At 59.8% G+C, this 21,229-nt stretch carries 22 protein-coding genes; 17 read left to right on the plus strand and 5 right to left on the minus strand.

Annotation, left to right across the window (positions count from 1 at the left end):
* Positions 1–19: 19 nt before the first annotated feature.
* From PSH79_RS05465 to PSH79_RS05500, 8 genes are all read left to right on the plus strand, one after another.
* Entirely contained in the window at positions 20–1,021 is a 1,002-nt protein-coding gene (locus tag PSH79_RS05465) for a PleD family two-component system response regulator (protein ID WP_007964207.1), read from the plus strand.
* A 203-nt stretch (positions 1,022–1,224) separates the two neighbouring features.
* Positions 1,225–2,320, plus strand: a protein-coding gene (gene prfB, locus PSH79_RS05470; protein ID WP_099758102.1) for a peptide chain release factor 2 whose coding sequence is annotated in 2 segments (ribosomal slippage) — positions 1,225–1,296 and positions 1,298–2,320 — 1,095 coding nt in all. Because the reading frame shifts where the segments join, the coding sequence is not laid out codon by codon here.
* Positions 2,321–2,433: 113 nt separating this feature from the next.
* Entirely contained in the window at positions 2,434–3,936 is a 1,503-nt protein-coding gene (gene lysS, locus PSH79_RS05475; protein ID WP_305441609.1) for a lysine--tRNA ligase, read from the plus strand.
* A 105-nt stretch (positions 3,937–4,041) separates the two neighbouring features.
* Positions 4,042–4,755 (plus strand): TetR/AcrR family transcriptional regulator, encoded by a 714-nt coding sequence (locus PSH79_RS05480; protein ID WP_305443880.1) that lies wholly within the window; start codon positions 4,042–4,044, stop codon positions 4,753–4,755.
* 128 nt (positions 4,756–4,883) lie between these two features.
* Positions 4,884–5,438, plus strand: coding sequence for a hypothetical protein (locus PSH79_RS05485; RefSeq protein WP_305441610.1), 555 nt, complete (start codon positions 4,884–4,886; stop codon positions 5,436–5,438).
* Positions 5,439–5,471: 33 nt separating this feature from the next.
* The gene (locus PSH79_RS05490; RefSeq protein WP_305441611.1) at positions 5,472–6,749 is read left to right on the plus strand and encodes a flavohemoglobin expression-modulating QEGLA motif protein; all 1,278 of its coding nucleotides are present in this window, start codon (positions 5,472–5,474) and stop codon (positions 6,747–6,749) included.
* 153 nt (positions 6,750–6,902) lie between these two features.
* Positions 6,903–7,808 carry an alpha/beta hydrolase gene (locus PSH79_RS05495; RefSeq protein ID WP_305441612.1) on the plus strand — a complete coding sequence of 302 codons (906 nt, stop codon included), beginning with the start codon at positions 6,903–6,905 and terminating at the stop codon, positions 7,806–7,808.
* Positions 7,805–8,134, plus strand: a complete 330-nt coding sequence (locus PSH79_RS05500; RefSeq protein ID WP_210622020.1) for a hypothetical protein — start codon at positions 7,805–7,807, stop codon at positions 8,132–8,134. Before PSH79_RS05495 ends, PSH79_RS05500 begins: the two co-directional genes overlap by 4 nt.
* A gap of 135 nt (positions 8,135–8,269) precedes the next feature.
* Here the strand turns inward: PSH79_RS05500 and PSH79_RS05505 are convergent, their stop codons facing one another.
* The 3 genes from PSH79_RS05505 to PSH79_RS05515 all read right to left on the minus strand — a co-directional run bounded on the left by PSH79_RS05505 (position 8,270) and on the right by PSH79_RS05515 (position 10,239).
* Positions 8,270–9,058, minus strand: a complete 789-nt coding sequence (locus PSH79_RS05505) for an OmpA family protein (RefSeq protein WP_305441613.1) — start codon at positions 9,056–9,058, stop codon at positions 8,270–8,272.
* Positions 9,059–9,113: 55 nt separating this feature from the next.
* Positions 9,114–9,518, minus strand: coding sequence for a DUF4398 domain-containing protein (locus PSH79_RS05510; RefSeq protein WP_095189401.1), 405 nt, complete (start codon positions 9,516–9,518; stop codon positions 9,114–9,116).
* A gap of 376 nt (positions 9,519–9,894) precedes the next feature.
* Positions 9,895–10,239 (minus strand): pilin assembly protein, encoded by a 345-nt coding sequence (locus PSH79_RS05515; protein WP_305441615.1) that lies wholly within the window; start codon positions 10,237–10,239, stop codon positions 9,895–9,897.
* A gap of 213 nt (positions 10,240–10,452) precedes the next feature.
* Here PSH79_RS05515 and ppc point away from each other — a divergent pair, with 213 nt between their 5' ends.
* From ppc to PSH79_RS05550, 7 genes are all read left to right on the plus strand, one after another.
* On the plus strand, positions 10,453–13,083 hold the full coding sequence (gene ppc, locus PSH79_RS05520) for a phosphoenolpyruvate carboxylase (RefSeq protein WP_305441616.1): 2,631 nt from the start codon (positions 10,453–10,455) through the stop codon (positions 13,081–13,083).
* A gap of 301 nt (positions 13,084–13,384) precedes the next feature.
* The gene (adk, locus tag PSH79_RS05525; protein WP_305441617.1) at positions 13,385–14,032 is read left to right on the plus strand and encodes an adenylate kinase; all 648 of its coding nucleotides are present in this window, start codon (positions 13,385–13,387) and stop codon (positions 14,030–14,032) included.
* Positions 14,033–14,124: 92 nt separating this feature from the next.
* On the plus strand, positions 14,125–14,799 hold the full coding sequence (gene tsaB, locus PSH79_RS05530) for a tRNA (adenosine(37)-N6)-threonylcarbamoyltransferase complex dimerization subunit type 1 TsaB (RefSeq protein ID WP_305441618.1): 675 nt from the start codon (positions 14,125–14,127) through the stop codon (positions 14,797–14,799).
* 220 nt (positions 14,800–15,019) lie between these two features.
* On the plus strand, positions 15,020–15,328 hold the full coding sequence (locus PSH79_RS05535) for a hypothetical protein (RefSeq protein ID WP_007908889.1): 309 nt from the start codon (positions 15,020–15,022) through the stop codon (positions 15,326–15,328).
* Entirely contained in the window at positions 15,328–16,188 is an 861-nt protein-coding gene (locus PSH79_RS05540) for a DUF72 domain-containing protein (RefSeq protein ID WP_305441619.1), read from the plus strand. The genes PSH79_RS05535 and PSH79_RS05540 overlap by 1 nt, the downstream gene beginning before the upstream one ends.
* A gap of 33 nt (positions 16,189–16,221) precedes the next feature.
* Entirely contained in the window at positions 16,222–17,058 is an 837-nt protein-coding gene (locus PSH79_RS05545) for an oxaloacetate decarboxylase (RefSeq protein WP_305441620.1), read from the plus strand.
* Between the two features lie 2 nt (positions 17,059–17,060).
* Positions 17,061–17,753, plus strand: a complete 693-nt coding sequence (locus PSH79_RS05550; protein ID WP_305441621.1) for an extensin family protein — start codon at positions 17,061–17,063, stop codon at positions 17,751–17,753.
* 3 nt (positions 17,754–17,756) lie between these two features.
* Here PSH79_RS05550 and PSH79_RS05555 read toward each other — a convergent pair whose 3' ends face one another.
* Complete coding sequence (locus PSH79_RS05555; RefSeq protein ID WP_305443882.1) at positions 17,757–18,377, minus strand: energy transducer TonB; 621 nt, start codon at positions 18,375–18,377, stop codon at positions 17,757–17,759.
* 93 nt (positions 18,378–18,470) lie between these two features.
* Between PSH79_RS05555 and PSH79_RS05560 the strand changes: the two genes are divergently transcribed.
* Positions 18,471–19,253: a class I SAM-dependent methyltransferase gene (locus tag PSH79_RS05560; protein WP_370872608.1), complete on the plus strand. Its 783-nt coding sequence runs from the start codon at positions 18,471–18,473 to the stop codon at positions 19,251–19,253.
* A gap of 133 nt (positions 19,254–19,386) precedes the next feature.
* On the opposite strand, the gene PSH79_RS05565 is transcribed toward PSH79_RS05560, so the two are convergent.
* Positions 19,387–20,022: a TetR/AcrR family transcriptional regulator gene (locus PSH79_RS05565; RefSeq protein ID WP_305441622.1), complete on the minus strand. Its 636-nt coding sequence runs from the start codon at positions 20,020–20,022 to the stop codon at positions 19,387–19,389.
* Positions 20,023–20,116: 94 nt separating this feature from the next.
* On the opposite strand from PSH79_RS05565, the gene PSH79_RS05570 reads away from it, so the two are divergent.
* Positions 20,117–21,229, plus strand: a complete 1,113-nt coding sequence (locus tag PSH79_RS05570; protein ID WP_305441624.1) for an efflux RND transporter periplasmic adaptor subunit — start codon at positions 20,117–20,119, stop codon at positions 21,227–21,229.

The following is a 21,229-nucleotide window of genomic DNA, read 5'->3' on the forward strand; positions in this document are numbered from 1 at the left end:
AGTACTCAGGTGACCGCCCATGAATGATTTACAGATCGATGACATTAAAACCGACGAAAACGCCGCCATGGTGTTGTTGGTGGACGATCAGGCGATGATCGGCGAAGCCGTGCGCCGTGGGCTGTCGAATGAAGAGAACATCGACTTCCACTTCTGCTCTGACCCGCACCAGGCCATCGCGCAGGCGGTGCGGATCAAGCCGACGGTGATCCTGCAGGATCTGGTCATGCCCGGCCTCGATGGCCTGAGCCTGGTGCGCGAATACCGTAATCACCCGGCGACCAAGGACATCCCGATCATCGTTCTGTCGACCAAAGAGGACCCGCTGATCAAGAGCGCGGCGTTCTCCGCTGGCGCCAACGACTATCTGGTGAAACTGCCGGACACCATCGAACTGGTGGCGCGCATCCGTTATCACTCGCGCTCCTACATGACCTTGTTGCAGCGCGACGCCGCGTACCGTGCGCTGCGGGTCAGTCAGCAGCAGTTGCTCGATACCAACCTGGTGCTGCAACGGCTGATGAACTCCGATGGCCTGACCGGGCTGTCCAACCGCCGTCACTTTGACGAATACCTGGAGCTGGAGTGGCGCCGCTCGCTGCGTGACCAGAGCCAGTTGTCGTTGTTGATGATCGACGTCGATTACTTCAAGTCCTACAACGACAGCTTCGGCCATGTCGAAGGCGACGAAGCGCTGCGCAAGGTTGCTACGGCGATCCGCGACGCCAGCGCGCGGCCGTCGGACTTGCCGGCGCGTTATGGCGGCGAGGAGTTTGCGCTGGTGCTGCCGAACACATCACCGGGCGGTGCGCGGCTGGTGGCGGAAAAGTTGCGCCAGACCGTGGCGGCGCTGAAGATTCCGCACAATACGCCGAGCGAAGGGGCCAGCCTGACGATCAGCATCGGCTTGGCGACGATGGTGCCGCAGGCGGGCAGTGATTGCCGGTTGCTGATTTCGGCGGCGGATCGTGGGTTGTATCTGGCGAAGAACAATGGCCGTAATCAGGTGGGGATCGAGTAACCCGACTCCCACGACAAATGCAAAACCCTGTAGGAGCTGCCGAAGGCTGCGATCATTTGATCTTTAAAATCAAAAGATCGCAGCCTTTGGCAGCTCCTACAGTTCATTACTGCTCGATTCGCCCCGCCAGACGGGCTGCCGTGACAGCTTGATTACGTTATACTCGCCGGCTTTCAAAAGTTCGCCAACGAGTGCTGCCCGTCATGGAAATCAACCCGATCCTGAACACCATCAAGGACCTGTCCGAGCGCTCCGAAACTATTCGGGGGTATCTTTGACTACGATCAAAAGCATGAGCGTCTGACCGAGGTCAATCGCGAGCTTGAAGATCCGAGTGTCTGGAACAAACCTGAATACGCCCAGGAACTGGGCCGCGAGCGCGCTGCGCTGGCGCAGATCGTCGATACCCTCGACGAACTGAACGGCGGTCTGGCCGATTGCCGCGACCTGCTGGACATGGCTGTCGAAGAAAACGACGAAGGCGCAGTGGGCGATGTTGTCGCCGAACTGGCCCGTCTCGAGGAAAACCTCGCCAAGCTTGAATTCCGCCGCATGTTCAGCCATGAAATGGACCCGAACAACGCGTACCTGGACATCCAGGCCGGTTCCGGTGGCACCGAAGCCCAGGACTGGGCCAACATCCTGCTGCGCATGTACCTGCGCTGGGCTGACAAACGCGGTTTCGACGCGACCATCATGGAACTGTCGGCCGGTGAAGTCGCCGGTATCAAAGGCGCGACCGTGCACATCAAGGGCGAATACGCCTTTGGCTGGCTGCGCACCGAGATCGGCGTGCACCGTCTGGTGCGCAAGAGTCCGTTCGACTCCGGCAACCGTCGCCACACCTCGTTCTCCGCGGTTTTCGTCTCGCCAGAGATCGATGACAAGGTGGAAATCGAAATCAACCCGGCAGACCTGCGGATCGACACCTATCGTTCCTCCGGTGCCGGTGGTCAGCACGTAAACACCACCGACTCGGCCGTACGTATTACTCACGTACCGACCAACACCGTGGTCAGCTGCCAGAACGAACGTTCCCAGCACGCCAACAAAGACACCGCCATGAAAATGCTGCGGGCCAAGTTGTACGAGCAGGAAATGCAGAAACGTAACGCCGCGTCCCAGGCGCTGGAAGACACCAAGTCCGATATCGGCTGGGGTCACCAGATCCGCTCCTACGTGCTTGATGCCTCGCGTATCAAGGATTTGCGGACCAACATCGAACGCAGCGACTGCGACAAGGTGCTCGATGGCGACATCGATGAATACCTGGAAGCCAGCCTGAAATCGGGGCTGTAAAAGACGCAATACAGGATCGGCTGATTCAACGCGATCCCTGTAGGAGCCAGCCTGCTGGCGATCCCCGGGCCGCAAGGCCCGGGGGCAATGAACCTGATGGAATATCTAAAGACATGAGCGACCAACAACTCGATCCGCAAGCCCTGCAACAGGAAGAAAACTCCCTGATCGCCCTGCGCAAGGAAAAGCTTGCTGCCGAGCGCGCCAAGGGCAATGCCTTCCCGAACGACTTCCGCCGTGAAAACTACTGCGAAGAACTGCAGAAGAAATACGCGGACAAGACCAAGGAAGAGCTGGCTGAGGCTGCAATCCCGGTCAAGGTTGCCGGTCGCATCATGCTCAACCGTGGCTCGTTCATGGTGATTCAGGACATGACCGGTCGCATTCAGGTCTACGTCAACCGTAAAACCCTGTCCGAAGAAACTCTGGCCGCGGTGAAAACCTGGGACATGGGCGACATCATTGCCGCCGTTGGCACCCTGGCCCGTTCCGGCAAGGGCGACCTGTACGTTGAAATGACCGAAGTGCGCCTGCTGACCAAGTCGCTGCGCCCGCTGCCGGACAAGCACCACGGTCTGACCGACACCGAACAGCGCTACCGTCAGCGTTACGTTGACCTGATCGTCAACGAAGAAGTGCGCCAGACGTTCCGCGTGCGTTCGCAAGTGATCGCGCACATCCGCAGCTTCCTGATGAAGCGCGACTTCCTCGAAGTCGAAACGCCGATGCTGCAGACCATTCCTGGCGGCGCCGCAGCCAAGCCGTTCGAAACCCACCACAACGCGCTGGACATGGAAATGTTCCTGCGTATCGCGCCAGAGCTGTACTTGAAGCGTCTGGTGGTTGGCGGCTTCGAAAAAGTGTTCGAGATCAACCGCAACTTCCGTAACGAAGGCGTTTCGACTCGTCACAACCCTGAATTCACCATGTTGGAGTTCTACCAGGCGTACGCCGACTACGAAGACAACATGGACCTGACCGAAGAACTGTTCCGTGAACTGGCGCAACTGGTTCTGGGCAGCACCGACGTGCCGTACGGCGACAAGGTGTTCCACTTCGGCGAGCCGTTCGTGCGTCTGTCGGTGTTCGAGTCGATCCTCAAGTACAACCCTGAGCTGACCGCCGATGACCTGAACGACATCGACAAGGCGCGTGCCATCGCCAAGAAGGCTGGCGCCAAGGTGCTGGGCTTCGAAGGTCTGGGCAAGCTGCAGGTGATGATTTTCGAAGAACTGGTCGAGCACAAGCTGGAACAGCCGCATTTCATTACCCAGTACCCGTTCGAAGTGTCGCCATTGGCCCGTCGTAACGATGACAACCCGAACGTCACCGACCGTTTCGAGCTGTTCATCGGTGGCCGCGAAATCGCTAACGCCTACTCCGAGTTGAATGATGCGGAAGACCAGGCCGAGCGTTTCATGGCGCAGGTGGCCGATAAGGACGCCGGCGACGACGAAGCCATGCACTACGACGCCGACTTCGTTCGCGCGCTGGAGTACGGCATGCCGCCAACGGCCGGTGAAGGGATCGGTATCGATCGCCTGGTGATGTTGCTGACCAACTCGCCGTCGATCCGCGATGTGATCCTGTTCCCGCACATGCGACCGCAAGCGTAATCGTTTCAGTTAAAAAGCCGCCTAAAACAGGCGGCTTTTTATTGCCCGTCTGGTACAAATGTATCAATTGGTTAATTTTGAAATAGCAGAGGAAGTCCTGTCGTGATGGTTGCAATCGCTCAAGAAGGTGCAGCGGGTATCGCCACTGCGGTCGCTGAAAGTGTTCAGTACCAAGGCCGCAAGGCCAGCCGACAGGGAAGCGAACAGCGTCGCCAGGACATTCTCGACGCCGCGATGCGCATTGTCGTGCGTGACGGCGTGCGCGCTGTCCGTCACCGTGCAGTAGCTGCGGAGGCCGGTGTGCCGCTGTCGGCCACCACGTATTACTTCAAGGACATCGATGACCTGCTCACCGATACCTTCGCCCAATATGTCGAACGCAGCGCCGCGTACATGGCCAAGCTGTGGATCAACAATGAAGGCCTGTTGCGCGAGATGGTGGTCAGTGGCGACGGCAGCCCGGAATCGCGCTCGCAACTGGCCGACGATATAGCCCGGCTGATGGCCGACTACGTGCATCGGCAACTGGTCAACCGTCGCGAACACTTGATGGCAGAGCAGGCTTTCCGTCAGGAAGCGCTGCTCAACCCGCGTCTGGCGATTCTGGTGCGCTCCCATCAGCAGATTTTGCTGCAGGGCACCTGCCAGTTGTTTCAGGTCCTGGGCTCGCGTGAACCGCAGCAGGATGCCAAGGTGTTGACGGCGATTATCGGACGGATGGAATATCAGGGCCTGCTCAACGACGCCGAGCCTTTGGCCGAAGAGGAGATGCTCGGCATTCTGACGCGGTATATGCATTTGGTATTGGCGTCGGTCTGACGCAATCCCCCTGTAGGAGCTGCCGAAGGCTGCGATCTTTTGATCTTGATCTTCTAACAGCCAGATCAAAAGATCGCAGCCTTCGGCAGCTCCTACACAGGGAATGGTGGGTTTATAGGGAGTATTGAATGAAAGCCTGGCGTGGCGTGCTGATCGCCCTGTCGTTCCTGCTGCTCAGTGGCTGTCTGGTGACTTTCAAGGAGCCGCTGCCAGCCAGTGACCCTGCGCCCAAAGGCCTGCTCGGCAAATGGTCGGGCATCAATGCCTGGGGCGAGCCGATGAGCCTTGAGCTGACTCGCGTCGGCAACGACCGCTATCAGGCTGTCACGTACTTCAAGGCCAAACCCCGCGAGCGCGAGGCTTACCCGTTTACCGTCTCGCGGCATGGCAGTCGCTGGTATCTGTCGGCGAAAGTGCCGGGGCGGTTCGGCGGCCACTACACCATTGCCGGGTTCGAACTCACCGACAAGCGCGAGCTGGTGGTGTACAACCTCGATCTCGAACAGATCAATCAAGCGATCCGGCATAAAGTCCTCGACGGTCAGGCCTTCCAGACCGACGATGGCGACGGCGTGCAGGTCGACAGCAACCTCGACAAGGTCTTTGCTTACCTCGACGATCCGGCCAATTCCGATGTCTTCGTCGAAGCGGTGCGCTATCAGCGCCAGAACAGCGCCAAATAATTCAGTACGTCAGATTTTCTACAGGAGTTTCGGGTGGACGATTACCAGCAGTCGATACGCATATTGTCCGATCGCATTGTGCTGGCGCAGACGCCGATCCGCGTGCTCGATGCGGTCAAGTGGGACGAGAACGTGCGCAAGGGCTTCCTCAAGGCCAAAGGCAAGGAAATGCCTGCGGTAGATCGCGACTACTACCTCAACCGGCCGCTGTCGTTCGATTCGAGCAAGGTCAAACTGGAATTTCAGAACATCGAGCGCGACATCACCCGCCAGCTCGGCCAGTTCAACCCGGTCGGGCAGATCATGCGGCGCATGTGCAAGGAATACCGCATGGTGGTGCGCATGCTCGAAGCGCGCGGCACCGAAGATTTCGGCCTGATTTCCCAAGAGCTTTACGGCGCCGCTTCCGATGCGTTTCACGCCGGTGACCCGACCCTGGCCGACCTCGGTCTGATGATGTCCGACTACCTGAACAACATCGATGGCCGCGGCGACCTGAAGGACGAACCGAAAATCCTCACTGCCAAGGACGCCGTGCACCTGCTGCAAACGCGGCTGAACAAGGTGTTTGGCGAGGCCGAGGAAACCATCCGCGTCTTCGAGTCCGACGGCATCGTCGCCGACGCGGCGGCGGGCGCTGATTACATCAAGATCCGCACCGACGCGATGTTCAACGACCGCGATGTGCGCGCACTGGAAGTCCATGAAGGTCTGGTACACGTCGGCACCACGCTGAACGGTTTGAACCAGCCGATCTGCACCTTCCTGTCCAAGGGCCCGCCCTCGTCGACGGTGACCCAGGAAGGCCTGGCGATACTGATGGAAATCATCACGTTTGCCTCCTACCCGAGTCGTCTGCGCAAACTGACCAACCGCACCCGCGCCATTCACATGGTCGAGGAGGGCGCGGACTTCCTGCAGGTGTTCGAGTTCTTCCGCGAGCAGGGCTTTGAAATGGCGGAAAGCTACGGCAACGCCAGTCGGGTTTTCCGTGGGTCGACGCCGACGGGTCTGCCATTCACCAAAGACTTGTCCTACCTCAAGGGCTTTATCATGGTTTACAACTACATTCAGTTGGCCGTGCGTAAAGGCAAGCTTGAGCAGATCCCGCTGTTGTTCTGCGGCAAGACCACGCTGGAAGACATGCGCACGTTGCGCCAGTTGGTCGACGAAGGGCTGGTGGTGCCGCCGAAGTATCTGCCGGAGCAGTTCCGCGACCTTAACGCGTTGTCGGCGTGGATGTGCTTCTCCAACTTCCTCAACCATTTGAGCCTGGACCGGATCGAAGCGGATTACTCCAACATCCTCTAACCCACACACTAAACCCCTGTAGGAGTGAGCCTGCTCGCGATAGCGGTATGTCAATCAACACAAATAGCGACTGACACACCGCGATCGCGAGCAGGCTCACTCCTACAGTTCTTAATGGTGTTCCAACCCGAATCTTTTGCGAGGTTTCACCGGATGAGAATCCTCGGCATCTTCTGCCTGCTCCTGACCCTCGGCGGTTGTAGCTCGCTGTTGTTCTACCCCGAACCGGGTCAGATCTTCACCCCGGAAAAAGCCAAGCTTGAATTTCGCACCGTCACGCTGGTCACGGCTGACGGCTTGAAGCTCAACGCCTGGTGGCTGCCAGCCAAACCCGGCGTCGAGGTCAAAGGCACCGTCCTGCACCTGCACGGCAACGGCGGCAATCTGCCGATGCACTTGGGCGGGAGCTGGTGGCTGCCGAAAAACGGCTATCAAGTGTTGCTGGTGGACTATCGCGGTTATGGCCTGTCCGAGGGCGAACCGAGCCTGCCGGCGATCTATCAGGACATCGACGCCGCATTCGCCTGGCTGGACAAGGCGCCCGAAGTCAAAGGCAAGCCGCTGATCTTGCTCGGTCAGAGCCTCGGTGGTTCGATGGCCGTGCATTGGCTGGCGCAGCATCCGCAGCGGCAGAAACAGCTCAAAGCCTTGGTGCTCGACGGTGTGCCCGCCAGTTACCGCAGCGTCGGCCAATATGCCCTCAGCACGTCGTGGCTGACCTGGCCGTTTCAGGTGCCGCTGTCGTGGCTGGTGCCGGATGGCGACAGCGCGATCAATTCGATGCCGCAGCTCAACGGCGTGCCGAAACTGATTTTCCACAGCATCGACGACCCGCTGGTACCAATGTCCAACGGCATCCGTCTGTATCAAGCTGCACCACCGCCGCGCGTCCTGCAACTGACCCGAGGCGGCCATGTGCAGACCTTCGGCGATCCGGTGTGGCGTCAGGTGATGCTGCGCTATCTCGACGATCCCGAGCACTTCAACGGTCTGCGCCGCCTCGGCGAAATCCCGAATTACCCGCAACCCCCGAATTCTGAAGATGAGAGTCCGCAATGAGTGAAGAACGTAACGCCATCCCGCTGATCATCACCGGTATCTGCAGCATCCTCGGCACCGTCGGTGCACTGTGGTACTACGGCTACCTGCACTTCGCCAAACCCGAGGATGCGTTGCTGCTCAACGAATTCACCATGCTCAAGACTGTGCCGGGGGAGGATTACAAAATCTCGCTTCAGCCTGCACCGCAAGTGGCGCAGTGCATTGATGGCGTGCTGGTGTTGTTTGATACCGAGCAGAAGGGATTGACGGGCGTGCTGATCAACGCACAGAAGAAAGCAGTGCGCTGCATGGGCGAGGAGACGCCGCAGAAGCTGGAACCTTAACAGCAAAAAAATCGCAGCCTTCGGCAGCTCCAGGGATCGCATTCCAATGTAGGAGCTGCCGAAGGCTGCGATCTTTTGATCTTAAAAAGCCCCGCCTGATCACTCAGGCGGGGCTTTTACGTGACCGCGTGGCGCTTAGTTCGAGCTGACAGCCGAACGTGGCATCACTGGCTGGTTGTCGTTGGAAATGGTCACTTCCACTCGACGGTTCATCGCACGGCCGGAAACGCTGCCGTTATCGGCAACCGGGTATTCCTTGCCGTAACCCTGAACCACGATGCGCGCAGGATCTACGCCCATTTTGATCAGTGCTACCTGTACCGACGTCGCACGACGCTCGGACAGCGACTGGTTGTAGTTCGCTGCGCCAGTGCTGTCGGTATAGCCTTCGACGATCACTTTGCGATCAGGGTTTTCCTGAAGGAACTGCGCCAGTTTGTTGATGTTCACCAGACCGCTGGACTTCAGATCAGCCTTGTTGGTGGCGAACAGCACGTCACCGAAGGTCACCAGCGTACCGCGATCGGTTTGCTTGGCATTCAGGCTGTCCTGCAGCTGTTTGATCTGCTGATCGCGAGCATCCAGACGCGCCTGGGCACGTTGGGCGGCGGCGTTCTTCAGGTTGTTTTCAGCGGTACGCAGGGCGATGGTCTGCTTGGCCACTTCCACACGCTGGTTGGTCAGGTAAGCCAATTGGTCAACCTTGGCCGCGTCTTGCTTGTCCAGGTAAGCCTTGTCGGCTTTGTCCAGGTAATCGCTGGCGTCTTTGGTTTCCAGCGCTGCGACTTTGCTCGCCTGCGGGTTGGCTTGCAGGCCGGCGTAGTTGGTACGCGCCTGTTCCAGGTTCGGGTTAGGCGGGGTGGAGCAGGCAGCCAGGGCAACGCTTGCGGCCAGAAGAGCAGGGATCATCAGTTGCTTACGCATAATTTGTCGTCCTTTCTATCAATAAAAGTTTCAGCTTTGCGGTCGGGATGCGCGCTTACTTCACTGGGCGCTGACTTTCCTGACGCAGTTCCTGAACACCTTTCTGGGAATCCTTCACAGCCAGTTCGGCCTTGGCGGCTTGAGCCTTGCGCTCGGCAACGCGAGCGTCCCACTCGGCCTGCTCGGACAAGCGACGGGCATCGTCATACTTCTTGTCGTGCATGGCGATTTCGGCTTGTTTGAGTTTGTCCTGCGCTTGCTTCATCTCAACGGCAGCAAACTCGGTACCACCGGCGCTGACCGCGCTGTTGACCGCAGACTGGGTCACGGCATATTGCTCGGTCGGCGGATTACCAGCGCAACCGGCCAGTACAAAGCTGGTGCCGATTGCCAGGGCGGCCAGTTTCAGACCGCGCAGGTGGGTAAACGAGGTTTGGTTTTTCATGGTCTTCAACTCCATTAGGCATCTCCTGAAAACAACTGAATCCATCCTGGTCGAGGAGCCTTAAGCGTCGTATGAAAGCGCGTTTTTGAAACGCTCGTTCCAGGCGTGGTTACAGGTTCCGACCGGCGGCGTTTTTCAAAAGTTCAGAAAAGATGGCCTATCGCCAAAAAAAATTCTGACCGAATAGACAAGGCTCTAAAGCGGGAACTTTGGCGGTTTGGAGTGGTACGCGCGGGGTGGGAAGCCAACGAATATGGCGCAGATCAGGAGGAAAGATACGGTCCCTGTGGAAGCTGGCTTGCCAGCGATGAGGCCATCCGTTCAATACGTACGTGACTGAACTGACGCCATCGCGCGCAAGCCCGCCCTCACAGGTTCTTGCATTGTTCAATCAATGTTTTTGCTTGTTTTCAGCAGATGACAAATCATGCAAATGCCGCCGCGACAGTGCAAGAAAACGCGGTGTCGGCCCGACGTCTTCATACAGCGGATCACCTTCTTCATCGGTCGCCACCACCGTCGAGCCTTTCACATACGGCAGGCTCGCTTCGAACTCTTCAAGGGCGGCACCGATTAGTTCGCCGAGCAGCTCTTCGGCGTGCCGCTTGGGGTACATCTCGGCAATCGCCGCCAGGCGCGCGGCGGCCTCGACGTCCAGATGAATCGTGTAGCCAGTTTCGGTCAGGCGACCTTTGGCGTTTTCTTCCCAATGCTGGGCGAGTTCACGGATTTTCATGATGACCTCATTTCGTGCCTGCGGGTGGCAGGCCTGGGTGAGTGTCCGGCGTAGCCGGCGGCAAGCCGTTGTAAGGCTTACTGTTGAGACTAGCTTTCGCCCACAAGGTTTAAAGTCCCTTCGTCGCCTGCTTGTAAGAAGCGGCGCAGAGCGGCACTCTCTAGGTCATGCACTCGTTTCTAAGCCGCCCGGATGAACGCTGGAGAACCGCTGATGACCGATATTGATGCACGCTTGCGCGAGGATGTTCACCTGCTCGGAGAGCTGTTGGGCAACACCATTCGAGACCAGTACGGCGAAGGGTTTCTCGACAAGATCGAGCAAATCCGCAAGGGCGCCAAGGCCGACCGCCGTGGCTCTATGGACGCCGAACTGAGCGCCAGCCTCAATCAATTGAGTGAAGACGAATTGCTGCCGGTGGCGCGGGCGTTCAACCAGTTTCTCAACCTGGCGAATATCGCCGAGCAGTATCAGTTGATCCATCGTCGCGAGGAGTCGCAGCCCGCACCGTTCGAATCCCGCGTGTTGCCAGAATTGCTTGACCGTTTACGCAGCGAGGGCCACAGCGCCGAGTCGCTGGCCCGGCAACTGGCGCGGCTGGAAATCGAACTGGTACTGACCGCGCACCCGACCGAAGTAGCCCGGCGCACGCTGATCCAGAAGTACGACGCCATCGCTGCGCAACTCGCGGCGCAAGATCATCGCGACCTGACCAGCGCCGAGCGCGAACAGATCCAGAGCACCCTGCAACGCCTGATCGCCGAAGCCTGGCACACCGAAGAAATCCGCCGCACCCGACCGACGCCGGTCGACGAAGCCAAATGGGGTTTCGCGGTGATCGAGCACTCGCTGTGGCAAGCGATTCCCAACCATATGCGCAAGGCCGACAAGGCTTTGCATGCAGCGACCGGCCTGCGTCTGCCACTGGAAGCGGCACCGATTCGCTTCGCTTCGTGGATGGGCGGCGACCGTGACGGCAACCCCAATGTCACCGCTGCCGTGACCCGCGAAGTGTTGCTGCTGGCACGCTGGATGGCCGCCGACTTGTACCTGCGCGACGTCGATCATCTGGCTGCCGAACTGTCGATGCAGCAAGCCAGCGAGGCGCTGAAGGCCAAGGCCGGCGACAGCGCCGAGCCTTATCGTGCGGTGCTCAAGCAGTTGCGTGAACGTCTGCGTGCCACCCGCAACTGGGCGCATGCCTCACTCACCGCCACCACGCCGGCCCCCGCCGATGTGCTCGTCAACAATCGCGATCTGCTCGATCCGCTGGAGCTGTGTTTCAACTCGCTGCACGAATGCGGCATGGGCGTGATTGCTGACGGGCCTTTGCTCGATTGCCTGCGCCGCGCCGTTACCTTCGGCCTGTTCCTCGTACGTCTCGATGTGCGCCAGGATTCCTCGCGGCACAGCGCGGCGATGACGGAAATCACCGATTACCTGGGCCTCGGTCGCTATGAAGACTGGGATGAGGATGCGCGAATCGCTTTCCTGACCCGCGAACTGGCTAATCGTCGCCCGTTGTTGCCGGCGCATTTCAAGCCATCCGCCGACACCGCCGAAGTGCTCAACACCTGCAAGGAAATTGCCGCAGCCCCAGGCGCATCGCTGGGTTCCTACGTGATCTCCATGGCTGGCGCCGCTTCCGACGTGCTCGCGGTGCAACTGCTGCTTAAAGAGTCTGGCGTGCTGCGGCCGATGCGCGTGGTGCCGCTGTTCGAAACCCTCGCCGACCTCGATAACGCCGGGCCGGTGATCGAGCGCCTGTTGCTATTGCCGGGTTACCGTGCGCGGCTGCAAGGCCCGCAGGAAGTGATGATTGGCTACTCCGACTCGGCCAAGGACGCCGGCACCACCGCAGCGGCCTGGGCGCAATATCGCGCTCAGGAACGGCTGGTGGAGATCTGTCGCGAGCAGCAGGTCGAACTGCTGTTGTTCCATGGTCGCGGTGGCACAGTAGGGCGGGGCGGCGGCCCGGCTCACGCGGCGATTCTGTCGCAGCCGCCGGGATCGGTGGCCGGACGTTTCCGCACCACCGAACAAGGAGAAATGATTCGTTTCAAATTCGGCCTGCCGGACATCGCCGAACAAAACCTCAATCTGTACCTCGCCGCTGTGCTTGAGGCGACGTTGTTGCCTCCACCGCCACCGACGCCGGAGTGGCGCCATCTGATGGACGAACTGGCGGCCGACGGTGTCAGCGCTTACCGCCGGGTGGTGCGAGAGAACCCGCAATTCGTCGAGTATTTCCGCCAATCTACGCCAGAGCAGGAGTTGGGCCGGTTACCTCTTGGCAGCCGCCCGGCCAAGCGCCGTGCCGGCGGCATCGAAAGCCTGCGGGCGATCCCGTGGATCTTCGGCTGGACGCAAACCCGGTTGATGTTGCCAGCATGGCTTGGTTGGGAATCGGCGTTGAGCAAGGCGCTGGAGCGTGGCGAAGGCGAGTTACTGGGGCAGATGCGCGAGCATTGGCCGTTCTTCCGCACGCGCATCGACATGCTGGAAATGGTTTTGGCCAAGGCTGACGCCGACATTGCGCTGTCTTATGACCAGCGTCTGGTCGAGCCTGAGTTGCTGCCGTTGGGTGCGCATTTACGCGACCTATTGTCGCAGGCGTGCTCGGTGGTACTCGGCTTGACCGGTCAGTCGCAACTGCTCGCACATAGCCCTGACACCCTGGAATTCATTCGTCTGCGCAATACCTACCTCGACCCGCTTCATCTATTGCAGGCGGAACTGTTGGCCCGCTCGCGGCAGCAGAATGTCGAGCAGGGCAGCCCGGTGGAGCAGGCGCTGCTGGTGTCTGTGGCGGGGATTGCCGCCGGTTTGCGCAATACCGGCTAAAGTTTTCTGCGCGGTGTGTGGCATCCGGCGTGAGTGTCGGGTGCTGCTCGGCCAGACGGGGAAAAGTGTGGTCAGGCGACAGTAAATGATGGGGTTGCGACTTGGTGCACCGCGTCGCAAGGTCGCCGCTAGCGCGGGTTTCTCCGACTTTTGGCGTCTTGTGTGGGCGCAGCCTGCTGTGTATCTTGATCAGCCTTTGGCCGTTTCTGCGGCCACGACCCGTATTTTTCAGGATTCGTCCAAAGTGGCGAATCCTTTGTTTTGTAAAAGCTTTTTATAAAAAAATTGAGGAGCACATCTAATGCGCGTCATTCTGCTGGGAGCTCCCGGGGCCGGTAAAGGTACTCAGGCTAAGTTCATCACCGAAAAATTCGGCATTCCACAAATCTCCACCGGCGACATGCTGCGTGCAGCGGTCAAGGCCGGCACTCCGCTGGGCGTTCAAGCCAAGAGCATCATGGATGCCGGCGGCCTGGTGTCGGATGACCTGATCATCGCGCTGGTCAAGGATCGTATTGCGCAACCTGACTGCGCCAACGGCTTCCTGTTCGACGGCTTCCCGCGCACCATTCCGCAGGCTGAAGCCCTGGTTACTGCCGGTGTCGAACTGGACGCTGTAGTCGAAATCGCCGTTGACGACGAAGAAATCGTTCAGCGTATCGCCGGTCGCCGTGTCCACGAGGCCAGCGGCCGTGTGTACCACGTCATCTACAACCCGCCGAAAATCGCTGGAAAAGACGACATCACCGGTGAAGAGCTGGTACAGCGCAAAGACGACACTGAAGAAACCGTGCGTCATCGCCTGTCGGTCTACCATTCGCAGACCAAGCCGCTGGTGGCTTTCTACGAGAAGCTCTCGGCTGCCAACGGCAAGCCGAAGTGCAGCCATATCCAAGGCGTTGGTTCGGTAGAAGCAATTACCGCCAAGGTGCTTGAGGCGCTGAGCTGAAAAGTCTGATCCGCTGCATCATCCACGGCCCGCTTGCGGGCCGTAGTTGTTTATACTGACGCACTTTTCCCCCACCTGTTTTGGAAACATCGATGAGCACCTTGCTGGCCCTGGACACCGCGACTGAAGCTTGCTCCGTTGCCTTGCTGCATGACGGCAAGGTCACGAGCCATTACGAGGTGATCCCGCGCCTGCACGCGCAAAAGCTGCTGCCGATGATCCAGCAACTGCTGGCTGACGCCGGCACCACGTTGCAAGCGGTGGATGCCATCGCGTTCGGTCGCGGGCCGGGGGCGTTTACCGGCGTGCGGATCGCCATCGGCGTGGTGCAGGGGTTGGCGTTCGCGCTGGATCGGCCGGTGTTGCCGGTGTCCAACCTTGCCGTGTTGGCGCAGCGTGCGTTTCGTGAGCATGGCGTGAGCCAGGTGGCAGCCGCCATCGATGCACGGATGGACGAGGTGTATTGGGGCTGCTACCGCGAGACGGCCGGGGAGATGCGCCTTGCCGGTGTCGAGGCGGTGCTGCCACCGGAAGTCGCGGCGCTGCCGGCCGATGCCAGCGGCGACTGGTTCGGTGCGGGCACCGGTTGGGGGTACGGCGAGCGCATAGCGGTCAATCTGACGGGTTCCGACGCCGGCATGCTGCCCCACGCCGAAGACCTGCTGACCCTGGCGCGCTTCGCCTGGGAACGCGGTGAGTCGATCCCGGCCGATGATGCTCAGCCGGTTTACCTGCGTGACAAAGTGGCCACCCCCAAGGCTCGTTGAGCTTTAAAAGATCGCCGCCTGCGGCAACTCCTACAGGGATCGCATTACCACTGTAGGAGTTGCCGCAGGCGGCGATCTTTTGATCTTCTGGCGCCAATCGTCAGTTTCTAACCCCCCGCTTTAAACCTTTTGCGCTTTATGTGTTCTAGTTATCACTCGGCAGTTTGCTAAGTCGGTCAAGTGCCGCTAAATTGCCATCATCGATACCGAGCATGAATTTATGCGTATAGACGGCCTTTCCTCTCAGTCCTACCCCATCAAGCGCAAGCCTCGCAAAGGCAATGTCGCGCTGGATGAATCCGTCGACGATATCGACGGCGAGCTGGAATTCCCGACCGAAGAGCAACTGGCCGCCCGCGCAGCCAAAGCCTCGGCACAACGCCTGAGCAATCTGCCTGCCCGTCAGCAAGACATGATCTACCATCGTGCGATGAAGAAGAGCGTGGCGATGGCGCTGGCCAGCTACCTCAGCACCGCTGGTTTTGTCGATTGGGATGCGGACGTGCTGGGCCTCGATCTGTACATCTGATGGATCTGCCTTATTACCTCGGTTGCCCGTCCTGGAGCGAAAACGCCTGGCGCGAGTATCTGTACCCGGTAGACGCCAAAACCTCTGACTTCCTCGGCCACTATTGCCAAGTATTCAACGCCGTTGAAGGCAACACGACCTTCTACGCCAGCCCTTCGCCTGCCACCGTGCAGCGTTGGGCCGAGATCATGCCTGCGCACTTTCGCTTCACTGCCAAATTCCCTGGCGACATCAGCCATAGCGGTGACTTGCGCGAGCAACTGACCGCCGCTGAAACTTTCCTCCAGTTACTCAAACCCCTCGGCGAGCGTGTCGCGCCGCTGTGGCTGCAATTGTCGAAAAGCTTCACGCCGCATCGGCTGCCGGAACTGGCGGCGTTCATCGATGCGCTGGACTGCCCCCTGGCGGTGGAAGTGCGCCACGAACAGTTCTTTGCCAAGGGCGAGAGCGAGCGGCTGCTCAACCGGCTGTTGCTGGATCGTGGTGTCGAGCGCATCTGTCTCGACCCGCGTGCGCTGTTCAGCTGTCTGTCGACCGAGTCTTCGGTGATTCACGCGCAATCGAAAAAGCCCCGGGTGCCGACGCGCCCTGCGGCGTTCACGCAGTTCCCGCAAGTGCGCTTCATTGGTCATCCCGAGCTGGAGGCCAACGATTCGTTCCTCGTGCCATGGGTAGCGAAAATCGCCGAGTGGATCGAAGAGGGCCGCACCCCATATATCTTCTTGCACACCGCCGACAACCTGTTGGCGGCGAAGCTGGCGCAACGTTTTCACGCACAACTGATGCAACGTTTGCCTGGCCTGCCATCTCTGCCTGAGCTATACAGAGAGCCCGCCGCGGAGCAGCTTGGCTTGCTCTGAGGCGCACTCGTTTTCCTGCCCCGGAGACTGTCAATGGATGCCCAAGCCCGTACAGAACAAGTCCGTAAAGCCCACGCCTTCAAAGCCCTGCATGAGCGTCCGGGAATCTTCGTTATTCCCAATCCGTGGGATGCAGGTTCCGCGAAGATGCTCGCCAGTCTGGGCTATCAGGCATTGGCGACCACCAGTGCCGGTTATGCGTTTTCCCAAGGCAAAGCCGACGGAGCCTTGAGCCTGGACGACACCCTGGCCAATGTCCGGGCGATTGTCGCGGCGACGGATCTACCGGTGGCGGTGGATCTGGAAAATGGTTTTGCCGATGATCCGGCCGAATGCGCGAACAGTTTGTTGCAGGCGGCCGAGGCGGGCGCAGTGGCTGGTTCAATCGAGGACGCCACGGGCCGTGCAGACGCGCCGATCTATTGCTTCGAGCACGCCGTGGCGCGGATCGAAGCCGCCGTCGCTGCCGTGCGCACGCTGCCGTTTCCTTTCATCCTGACTGCCCGTGCGGAAAACTATCTGCACGGTAATCCCGACCTCAACGACACCATTCGCCGCTTGCAGGCCTTCGCCGAGGCCGGCGCCGACGTGTTGTATGCGCCGGGTTTGCGTAACGCCGAAGAAGTCCTGGCAGTGGTGCGCGCGGTGGCGCCGAAACCGGTGAATGTGTTGATGTCCGGTGGTTTGAAACTCACCGTGCAGCAACTCGAAGAAATCGGCGTGCGGCGGATCAGTACCGGTTCTGCTCTGGCGTTGGCGGCTTACGGCGAGTTCTTCCGCGCCGCTGAAGAGATCCAGCAGTCGGGCACCTTCGGCTTCACTTCGCAGTCGATGCCGTACGCCAGGGCCAACCAGTTTTTCAAAGGTTGAGCATGGGGCGCTGGTTTGCGCTAGCCGTCTTGCTGATCATCGGCGGCGCTTTGATCGGTGTCTGGCGCGGTTGGCTGGACGTACCTCCCGAATGGAATCCGTGGGCGCCACTGAATGTGAAAGCGACGCCCAACTGGCTGACCGGTTACAAGCTGATGCGCTTGCGCGGCGATCCAGAACTTTGCGCTCAGGCTCTGCGCAGCTCCGCTTTGCGCTTCACGCCGCAATCCGACAGCCCTGACGCGAAGTGCCCGTTGATTGGCGCCTTGCGCGTACAGGGCGGTGAGGTGGCGCTGAGCGGCAGCTTCCTCGCCAGTTGCCCGTTGGCGGTCGCCTACGCGATGTTCGAACGCCACACTCTGCAACCCGCCGCGCAGTCTGCTTACGGCCAAAAGGTTGCGCGCCTCGATCACCTCGGCAGCTTCGCTTGCCGCAATATCTACAACCGCGAGAGCGGCGCCCTCAGCCGCCATGCCAGCGCCGATGCATTGGATATCGCCGGGTTTCGGCTGGCGGATGGCCGAACCATCAGTGTGCTCAAGGATTGGCCGAAGCAAAATCAGGACGCGAAATTTCTGCGCGAGGTGCGCGATGGCGCCTGCGAGGCGTTCAGTGTGGTGTTGAGTCCGGATTACAACGCCGCCCATCGCAATCACTTTCATGTCGATGTCGGGCGCTGGAGCGTGTGTCGCTGAGGATCAGGCGGCGATGCGCAGGTTCTGCAGAACGATAGGACGTGCCCAGCCGTTATCGAAGTCCAACGCTTTCTGCTGCTCGACGATTTCTTCCGGCGGGAATGGCGGGTAAGGCTTTTGCAGCAGATCCAGGTCGAATTCGGCAATCGGCAGGTAGAGCGGACGTTTCTGCGGCGCGGCACCCGGCTCGGGAATCGGCTGACCGTTGTTGATCACGATCGGGCGAACCCAGCTGCTGTCGAAGTCTTGCTGCGATTGCTGAGCCTTGAGTTCTTCCGGCGGGAACGGAGGGAACGGCTTGTCCAGCAGCTCCGTTTCGAACTCGGCGATCGGCAGGAACAGTGGCTCTGGTGGGCGTACTTCGGTTTCTACGACATTGCATTCACGCTGCTCGATGATGTGTGCGTGCAACTCGCTGCCGATAGTCGGTTCTTCAGTGCTGCTGAGGTCAACCGGGGGAAACGTGCCACACGCCGGCACCACTTCACTCGTCTGTTCGGCCATCGCCTGGGCAAAGAAATCCTGCCACAGGTGACTGACGCCGCTCAGTGCTTGAGTGTTTTGACGGCTGAAGTCGCCATGGGGCGAGATGTAGCCAATCGATGTGGGAAGAATGCCTGACATTTTTTTCGGTTGCCGCTCAGCTCTGGCAAAATGCGCGTTGATTGGTTTATCGGCCACTTTTTGCCGATCCTTAACTTTTTTGAGCGTGTTTTCATGATTGAGCAACCCGCGGCCTGCCGCATCCATGTCCAGGCCCTTGGCCCGACGTTTGAAGCGCAAGCCAAGCAGTGGGCCGAACGCTTGGGCCTGCCACTGCAGGTGGCTGACGGCGAGTTCGCCTTGCAGGTCGGCGAGCAGGGTTTGCAGCTGCAACAGCTGGGGCCTGATGCGCCGGGGCCAGTGCGGGTGGACTTCGTCGAGGGCGGCGCGGCGCATCGTCGTTTGTACGGCGGCGGCAGCGGGCAGATGATCGCCAAGGCTGTCGGCATTGCCCAAGGCGTGCGCCCGCGAGTGCTGGATGCCACGGCGGGGCTGGGCAAGGATGCATTCGTGCTGGCGAGTCTGGGCTGCGAGATGAGCCTGATCGAGCGTCAGCCACTGATCGGCGCATTGCTGGAGGATGGTCTGGCGCGTGCGGGGGAAGATTTCGACGTGGCGCCGATCGTGGCGCGGATGAAATTGCTCAAGGGCAACTCCATCGAAGTCATGCGCAACTGGGAAGGTGAGCCGCCGCAGGTGATCTACCTCGACCCGATGTTTCCCCATCGCGAGAAGACTGCGCTGGTGAAGAAGGAAATGCGCCTGTTCCGGCCGCTGGTGGGCGATGATCCGGATGCGCCGGCGTTGCTTGAAGCGGCGCTGGCCTTGGCGACGCACCGGGTGGTGGTCAAGCGACCGCGCAAGGCGCCGTGCATTGACGGGCCGAAACCGAGTCATGCGCTGGATGGCAAGTCCAGCCGGTATGACATTTACCCAAAGAAGGCTCTCAAGGCCTGATACCGAGGCGCCCCCATTCGCTGGCAAGCCAGCTCCCACAGGGTTTGGTGGTGTGTACACAGTTTGTGATCACACCCAAATCCTTGTGGGAGCTGGCTTGCCAGCGATGGCGTCAGTGCCGACACCGCAGAAGTCAGGGCCGATAGGCGCGCATAAACAACGCTACAACTTCCTGCACATGGCTTTCCGCTGCCTCCTCAGTCAACGGCTCTCCACACCCATACAACAAACGAAAATTCCCCGCGCCCTTGATCAGGCAAAAGAAATGCTCGGCGGCATTGCGCGGCAGATCGATGCTCAACGCGCCGGTCTCGTGGATGCGCGTCAACAGCCGCTCCATCCCTTGCACCATGCGCTGCGGACCTGCTTCGAAGAAGATCAGCGACAGCTTCGGGTCCTGACTGCCCAGCGCCATGATCAGGCGGTGCAAATTCACCGATTCATCGCTGTTGATCAGGTGATGAAAGCCCCGGGCAATGTTCAGCAACACATTTTCCACGGCAATCCCTTCGGGCAATTCGAAGAACAGCGGTGGTAATTGTTCCTCGCATTTGGCCACCACGGCGGCGGAGAACAGTGTCTCCTTGTCGTTGAAATGGCTGTAGACCGTCAACTTCGAAACGCCAGCCTCAGCGGCCACCGCGTCCATGCTGGTGTTGGCATAGCCATGACTCAAAAACAGAATTTTCGCCGCATCGAGGATTGCCTGGCGCTTGGCCAGATCCTTGGGGCGGCCCGGACCGTTTGGAGCTGAAAGATTGTTCGACATTCTTCGCTTTTAATACTGGACTGGTGAGTTTGCTATTAATAACATACCGGCCAGTATAATTATTCCAAGCACCATTAGCGAAAGGTCCGTCATCATGTTCCGCCATGCACTGCACCTCACGTGGCCATTTGCATTGCCAGTCACTCTGGCTTTTTTATTGTCCGCGTGTGGCCAGGAAGCGGCGGTACAAGTTGCCGTACGACCGGCCATGGTGGTCCAGCCAGAGCCTTCGGCACAGGCAATGGAAAGTTATCCGGGTGAAGTTCGCGCGCGTTATGAACCTGATCTGGCGTTCCGCATCGGCGGTAAAGTCAGCCGACGACTGGTCGATGAGGGCCAACGGGTGAAGGCTGATCAGCCGCTCGCTGAACTCGATCCGCAAGACGTGCGCCTGCAATTGGAAGCCACTCGCGCGCAAGTCGCCGCCGCCGAAGCTAACTTGAATCTGGTACGCGCCGAGCGTGATCGCTACAAGACCCTGATGGACCGGCAGATGGTCAGTCGCTCGGCCTATGACAATGCCGAAAACCTCTATCGCTCCGGCGAAGCACGCCTCAAGCAGATCAAAGCCGAATTCAACGTCTCGACCAACCAGGCCAGTTACGCCGTGTTGCGTGCGCCCCAGGACGGTGTGGTCGCCAAGCGTTCGGTGGAAGTCGGGCAAGTGGTGGCCGCCGGACAAACCGTGTTCACCCTCGCCACTGATGGTGAGCGTGAAGTGCTGATCAGCCTGCCCGAGCAAAGTTTCGGCCGCTTCAAGGTTGGTCAGCCGGTGACCGTCGAACTCTGGACTCAGCAGAACCAGCGCTTCGCCGGACAGATTCGCGAGCTGTCGCCGGCGGCCGATCCGAAATCCCGTACCTTCGCCGCGCGCATTTCTTTCACCAGCGGCAAAGTACCGGCTGAACTTGGCCAGAGCGCCCGGGTATTTGTGCAGTCCACCGATGTCGTACCGCTGTCGGTACCGCTTTCGGCGCTGACAGCGGAAAACGGCGCGACCTACGTCTGGGTCGTCAACACCGACAACACGCTGAAGAAGACCCCGGTGCGCGTCGGCCCGTTCGGCGAGAAAACCGTACCGGTGCTCGAAGGCTTGAAGGCCAGTGATTGGGTGGTCGCCGCCGGCGTTCATGTGCTGCTCGAAGGGCAGCAGGTGCGTCCGGTGGATCGCTCCAACCGTGTGGTCAATCTGGCGGACAAGGAGTAA

This window comes from Pseudomonas sp. FP2196, assembly GCF_030687715.1.
Taxonomy (GTDB): domain Bacteria; phylum Pseudomonadota; class Gammaproteobacteria; order Pseudomonadales; family Pseudomonadaceae; genus Aquipseudomonas.

What these genes read in the sequence shown, in the direction of transcription:
- PSH79_RS05505 (WP_305441613.1), bottom strand. Translation starts at nt 9,058, where the DNA reads ATGCGTAAGCAACTGATGATCCCTGCTCTTCTGGCCGCAAGCGTTGCC.
- PSH79_RS05555 (WP_305443882.1), bottom strand. Translation starts at nt 18,377, where the DNA reads ATGTCAGGCATTCTTCCCACATCGATTGGCTACATCTCGCCCCATGGC.
- PSH79_RS05545 (WP_305441620.1), top strand. Translation starts at nt 16,222, where the DNA reads ATGGATGCCCAAGCCCGTACAGAACAAGTCCGTAAAGCCCACGCCTTC.
- ppc (WP_305441616.1), top strand. Translation starts at nt 10,453, where the DNA reads ATGACCGATATTGATGCACGCTTGCGCGAGGATGTTCACCTGCTCGGA.
- PSH79_RS05565 (WP_305441622.1), bottom strand. Translation starts at nt 20,022, where the DNA reads ATGTCGAACAATCTTTCAGCTCCAAACGGTCCGGGCCGCCCCAAGGAT.
- adk (WP_305441617.1), top strand. Translation starts at nt 13,385, where the DNA reads ATGCGCGTCATTCTGCTGGGAGCTCCCGGGGCCGGTAAAGGTACTCAG.
- PSH79_RS05510 (WP_095189401.1), bottom strand. Translation starts at nt 9,518, where the DNA reads ATGGAGTTGAAGACCATGAAAAACCAAACCTCGTTTACCCACCTGCGC.
- PSH79_RS05515 (WP_305441615.1), bottom strand. Translation starts at nt 10,239, where the DNA reads ATGAAAATCCGTGAACTCGCCCAGCATTGGGAAGAAAACGCCAAAGGT.
- PSH79_RS05570 (WP_305441624.1), top strand. Translation starts at nt 20,117, where the DNA reads ATGTTCCGCCATGCACTGCACCTCACGTGGCCATTTGCATTGCCAGTC.
- PSH79_RS05500 (WP_210622020.1), top strand. Translation starts at nt 7,805, where the DNA reads ATGAGTGAAGAACGTAACGCCATCCCGCTGATCATCACCGGTATCTGC.
- PSH79_RS05550 (WP_305441621.1), top strand. Translation starts at nt 17,061, where the DNA reads ATGGGGCGCTGGTTTGCGCTAGCCGTCTTGCTGATCATCGGCGGCGCT.
- tsaB (WP_305441618.1), top strand. Translation starts at nt 14,125, where the DNA reads ATGAGCACCTTGCTGGCCCTGGACACCGCGACTGAAGCTTGCTCCGTT.
- PSH79_RS05495 (WP_305441612.1), top strand. Translation starts at nt 6,903, where the DNA reads ATGAGAATCCTCGGCATCTTCTGCCTGCTCCTGACCCTCGGCGGTTGT.
- PSH79_RS05540 (WP_305441619.1), top strand. Translation starts at nt 15,328, where the DNA reads ATGGATCTGCCTTATTACCTCGGTTGCCCGTCCTGGAGCGAAAACGCC.
- PSH79_RS05560 (WP_370872608.1), top strand. Translation starts at nt 18,471, where the DNA reads ATGATTGAGCAACCCGCGGCCTGCCGCATCCATGTCCAGGCCCTTGGC.
- PSH79_RS05480 (WP_305443880.1), top strand. Translation starts at nt 4,042, where the DNA reads ATGGTTGCAATCGCTCAAGAAGGTGCAGCGGGTATCGCCACTGCGGTC.
- lysS (WP_305441609.1), top strand. Translation starts at nt 2,434, where the DNA reads ATGAGCGACCAACAACTCGATCCGCAAGCCCTGCAACAGGAAGAAAAC.
- PSH79_RS05535 (WP_007908889.1), top strand. Translation starts at nt 15,020, where the DNA reads ATGCGTATAGACGGCCTTTCCTCTCAGTCCTACCCCATCAAGCGCAAG.
- PSH79_RS05465 (WP_007964207.1), top strand. Translation starts at nt 20, where the DNA reads ATGAATGATTTACAGATCGATGACATTAAAACCGACGAAAACGCCGCC.
- PSH79_RS05485 (WP_305441610.1), top strand. Translation starts at nt 4,884, where the DNA reads ATGAAAGCCTGGCGTGGCGTGCTGATCGCCCTGTCGTTCCTGCTGCTC.